Annotated in this window: 7 protein-coding genes; 4 read left to right on the forward strand and 3 right to left on the reverse strand. The window is 39.3% G+C overall.

Features of this window, described 5'->3' with window-relative positions; all coding sequences use genetic code 11:
- The 3 genes from AC3AX0_RS07365 to flgB form a co-directional block, all read right to left on the reverse strand.
- A partial coding sequence (locus tag AC3AX0_RS07365) for a flagellar hook-basal body complex protein FliE (RefSeq protein ID WP_487549660.1) occupies positions 1-214 on the reverse strand: 214 nt, incomplete at its 3' end.
- 29 nt (positions 215-243) lie between these two features.
- Complete coding sequence (flgC, locus tag AC3AX0_RS07370; protein ID WP_487549661.1) at positions 244-684, reverse strand: flagellar basal body rod protein FlgC; 441 nt, start codon at positions 682-684, stop codon at positions 244-246.
- Positions 685-688: 4 nt separating this feature from the next.
- Positions 689-1,084, reverse strand: coding sequence for a flagellar basal body rod protein FlgB (gene flgB, locus AC3AX0_RS07375; protein WP_487549662.1), 396 nt, complete (start codon positions 1,082-1,084; stop codon positions 689-691).
- A gap of 400 nt (positions 1,085-1,484) precedes the next feature.
- Here flgB and AC3AX0_RS07380 point away from each other — a divergent pair, with 400 nt between their 5' ends.
- From AC3AX0_RS07380 to AC3AX0_RS07395, 4 genes are all read left to right on the forward strand, one after another.
- Entirely contained in the window at positions 1,485-2,255 is a 771-nt protein-coding gene (locus AC3AX0_RS07380; protein ID WP_487549663.1) for a flagellar biosynthetic protein FliR, read from the forward strand.
- A 126-nt stretch (positions 2,256-2,381) separates the two neighbouring features.
- The gene (gene flhB, locus AC3AX0_RS07385) at positions 2,382-3,446 is read left to right on the forward strand and encodes a flagellar biosynthesis protein FlhB (RefSeq protein ID WP_487549664.1); all 1,065 of its coding nucleotides are present in this window, start codon (positions 2,382-2,384) and stop codon (positions 3,444-3,446) included.
- The gene (locus AC3AX0_RS07390; RefSeq protein WP_487549665.1) at positions 3,447-3,839 is read left to right on the forward strand and encodes a hypothetical protein; all 393 of its coding nucleotides are present in this window, start codon (positions 3,447-3,449) and stop codon (positions 3,837-3,839) included. It abuts the gene before it with no gap.
- A gap of 81 nt (positions 3,840-3,920) precedes the next feature.
- Positions 3,921-4,715, forward strand: a 795-nt coding sequence (locus tag AC3AX0_RS07395) for a hypothetical protein (RefSeq protein ID WP_487549666.1), incomplete at its 3' end; no start/stop codon positions are given.

Below are 4,715 nucleotides of genomic sequence, written 5' to 3' on the forward strand. Positions count from 1 at the left end.
TGAATTCATGTATGTCTACATCCTTTCCGCTTACAAGCTTTTCTATGCTGTTGCTAGTGGATGATATGTTGCCATCTATTTCATCGAGGGATTTGCCCAGGATTTCCCCGAAGGTGGTCTTGCCCTCTGCAGCCTTTTCATTTGCCTTGTTTTCCATCGGTTTATAGTCTACTCTGTTTAAAAACGACTGTTGTGAAATTGGATTTATTGCCATTATAGTTCTCCTTGATTGTTATGGAATATTTATTTAAGAAGGTCGATCGCTTTTGCAAACATTGATTTCGACGCGTCCATTACCGTAAGATTTGCTTCATAGGCCCTTGTTGCGCTCAGCATGTCTATCATTTCCTCGGTGGTGTCTATGTTTGGCATCTCCACATAGCCGTCACCGTTGGCCTGGGGATGGTCTGGGTCGAATATCAGCTTGAAGGGCCTGTCCTTCATGTCGATGACCTCCACGGCAACTCCAGCTCCATCCATGGCCGATGAATGCCTGTCAAGAATTTCATCAAAGCCTTCCATTGCCACCGTTTCGGACATTATTGCCATTTTCTTTATATAAGGACTGCCTGTTTCCGTCACCGTGGTCTCTGAGTTTGCAATATTCTGGGCGATTATATCCATTTTTCTTTTTTGTGCATAAAGTCCTGTTGCACTTATGTTTAAAGATCTTATAAAGTTCATTCAATCACCCCTTCGTCTCTTCGATGACCTGGTTTAACAGGTTAAGCTGCTGCTTTAAAACTTCTGATACAAGATTATATCTCATCTGGTTTTCGGCAAGGTTCACCATTTCCCTGTCTATGTCCACATTGTTGCCGTTGGCCTTTATCTCAAGACCTTCCTTTTCGCCTATCCTGAACTCTACGTCCTTGTAGGATTCATCAATGTTCATATTATAATCGTCATTTCTTTTGGATATGTCTATTTCCCTTGAAAGAACCTCTTCAAAGTTTATGTCCCTGGCCCTGTAACCTGATGAGTCTGCATTGGATATGTTGTTTGCTATTATTTCATTTCTTTTCCAAAGTCCTATAAGGCCATTTTTCATAAGATTTATATTTGTGTTGAAATTATCAAGCATAAGAGCTCCTTTCCTTTAATGAGCAGTGTTTATTTAAACAAAGCATATATTCATTCCCTGTTTTTCCTGCTTTATACATTTAATTTGCATTTTTTCTGAAATTTACTGTTTTTTATAAAAATTTGTCTATTCTCTCTTAAGTCCAGTATTTGTAACGATTAAACACTATAATAAAATATCAAAAGGTTGTTCATTTGTCAATTTTACAAAAATCGCCACAATCCAGCAATATGAGCATTTGTTCATTTTGTTACGAAATATTAATAAAATTTATTTCATTATTTTCTAAAGTTTTGTTAAAGCCGTCCGAGAATACGCATCATCTTCAATCTTGTCTTGACATTGAACCGATTCTTGTTAAACTCATAAATAGACTGATTTATTTTAAGGATGTGAATTTATGGCAGAGCTTTTCTGGCTTTACGGCAAACTTGATATTTTCATAATCACACTTGTAAGGATAGCAGGCTATCTCTTCACCTCTCCAATACTGGGAAGAAAGGAGATTCCCTCACCACTTAAAGTGTCCATGAGCGTATTCATAGTATATATTCTGATTTTTACAGACAGCATTGCCTTTTCAATTGTGCCTTCATCAATAGGACAGTTCATATCCCTCTGTATTATAGAATCTATAAAGGGAATGTTACTGGGCCTTCTAAGCTCCTTTTTCTTTTCAGCCTTTCTGACAGCAGGACAGATAATTGACAGCCAGATAGGCTTCCAGATGGGAGGTATTCTGGATCCCCAGTACGGAGTGAAGACCTCCCTTTCAGCAAATCTATTAAACATCGTAGCAATTACAGTGTTTTTATCTCTGGACGGACATCTTCAACTGATAAAGCTTTTGTCCAATACCTATATGATGAGTCCCATAGGCAGCATGACCATGTTTCTTGATTTTCAAAATATTTTTGTGTTCGCTTTTTCCTTTGCATTTCTTGCTGCAGTAAAGATTTCACTTCCCTTAATTTTAATAATTCTATTGACGGATGTTATCTTAGCAATTATCATTAAATTTGTTCCACAAATGAATATTTTTGTAATAGGGATTCCTATGAAAATAACTATAGGTCTTTTTACAATGATTTATATAATAGGTCCTACTGTGGCCTATCTTGACGAATTTTACAATAAAATGTTTGAAGACCTGGCTGGTCTTTTCATGTAGCTTAGGAAAGTTAATATATTCATATCCACTTGATTCGTGTAGATATGTTCAAAGGAAACTTTCCTGCGCAACTTAATAAATACTTGCGTATTTAACGCAGCATAGCTGCTTTCTTGAGAGGTTGATATGGCAGGAGAAAAAACGGAAAAGGCGACCCCAAAGAAAAAGAAGGACGCCAGAAAAGAAGGAAATATATTCAAGAGTATAGAAATAAACAACACAATGTCAATATTTACCTCACTCCTCATGCTTTCGGCATTCTGGCTTTCAATGTCTAAAAAGCTCCAGGAGATGTTTGCATATATTTTTACTGCAGGATTTTCAGAATACAGCAGCATGGACATAGATTCCCTCATGTCGCTGTTCAATTATTGCGGTTCTGTCTTTTTTTCAGTAACCGGACCTTTCATGGTGATTCTAATGGTTGTTGGAATTGTTTCGAACCTTGTACAGGTTGGAGTTCTTTTCACTCCAAAGTCTGTAATGCCCAAGCTTGAGAGGATAAGCATTACAGGAGGCTTCAAGAAGATATTTTCCATGAACACCTTCAACAATTTTTTGAAGACTCTGCTGAAGATTGGGGTTGTGCTTATAATAGCATGGAATTCCATGATTTCCTTCATCGAGGATGTTTCCAACTCCGTAAACAGGTTTCTGCCCTCCGCCCTTAAGGAGAATGCATCAAACATGCTGTCACTTGCCCTTAAGATTTTGATAGGTATGGTTACAATTTCGGTCTTCGACTACGCCTTTCAGTGGTTCAACCACGAAAAGAAGCTCAAGATGAGCAAGCAAGATGTAAAGGACGAATACAAGAGCACCGAGGGAAATCCCGAGGTGAAATCAAAGATCAGAAGCCTCCAGAGGCAGATGGCCCAGTCCCGGATGATGCAAGAGGTACCTGGTGCAGACGTGGTAATTGCAAACCCTACACATTTTGCAGTTGCACTTAAATACGACAGCAAGAAAAGCAAGGCTCCAGTGGTTGTTGCAAAGGGAGCTGATCTCATAGCGTTAAGAATCAAGGAAATAGCCAAGGAAAACAAGGTTGAAATTGTTGAAAACAAGGAAGTTGCGCGGGCGCTCTTCGCTGCAGCCGAAATAGGAGACGAGGTTCCCTATGATCTTTTCAACGCAGTGGCCGAAATACTTGCATATATATATTCAAAGAAAAAGGGGAAGAAAGGCTAGATGGATAAAAAAAGAGACCTGTATCACAGAGAAAAGGAATACAAACTTTTCCACGACAAGAGAAAAGACAGCGACTTCTGGGTAATGTTTATCAGAACAGTTGGAGTTCTGAACTGGATAATAATTATAGCGGTGGGTCTCATAGTAGATTCCTGGTTTCCAAAGGATGAAACATTCTTCGACAGGCTTTTCAACATAAGCAGAAATGATTTTTGGAGAATGGACATAACACCCCTTCTGGTTTTCCTGGTGGCGGCCATGTTCGGCTGTTCAGGAATCGCCCTAATAGCTAATACCAGAAGGCTAAAGAGAGACGGCGACAGCTTCAACCTTTCAAACCTTATGGGATTTATAGTGTCATGGATTGCAATAATAGCATACTTCAGCATGTAGCCTACAGGAGGGTACATGCCCCTCATATGACAAAAATTCAACAGATACAGTGCCTGTACCCGCTGTCTGAAGGTAATGAAAATGAAAAACTTATTGAATAGAGAAACTAAATATGAATGTTCCGATAATAGCTGCCCTGTATCGAGAGGCAGCCTTGAAGACGGACTTGACAATATATCGGAGTATCTGGGACTTGATCCCAGCAATACTCTATTTTTGCATACCACTGTAGTAAACGACAACAGTGCATCAAGAAAGCTTGCCTACAAGCCATCCTTCGCCCATTCCGAAATCCTTTCCTATTCTTCTAAAAGAGTTGAAAACCCGGCAAGAGGGGCATGCCTCTATGTAAACAGTGGACTCCTTGAATATTTTGACGATACTGGAATATCTCCCTCCAGCAGCACGATTAAAATAAATACGATTCCCGATGTGGAGAAATATCCATATCTATCTGTATCGGCACATTTCAAGGACCATCTTCTCAGAAATCCAGTACTTGTTGCAAGCCTCAATGGATATACTATTGTAACTTCTTTTTTAAGCCAGGACGATGTTGAAATCGCCGAGCTACTGGGCGGAAGACTCATAATGGATCCTTCAAGACAATCTGATTTCAACTCCAAATATCATTTCAGAAGGATGGGTGAGGAATACGGTTTTTCAATTCCTCCAGGAATTAGCTTCAAGGGTCTTGAAAACCTTGAAGAAAATGTTGTAAACCTTAAGGACAGGCTTGCTTGCCTCGGCACAACAAACAGTGCAGGTATATGGCTTAAATTCGAGTCACAGACAAGCGGAGAGGGAAGCATGAGAATCGACGGTTTGAATAATAATTCCGTAAATATTCTCAGGAACCATATTTTCGAATTTTCA

The sequence above is a fragment of the Dethiosulfatibacter sp. genome (assembly GCF_983023055.1).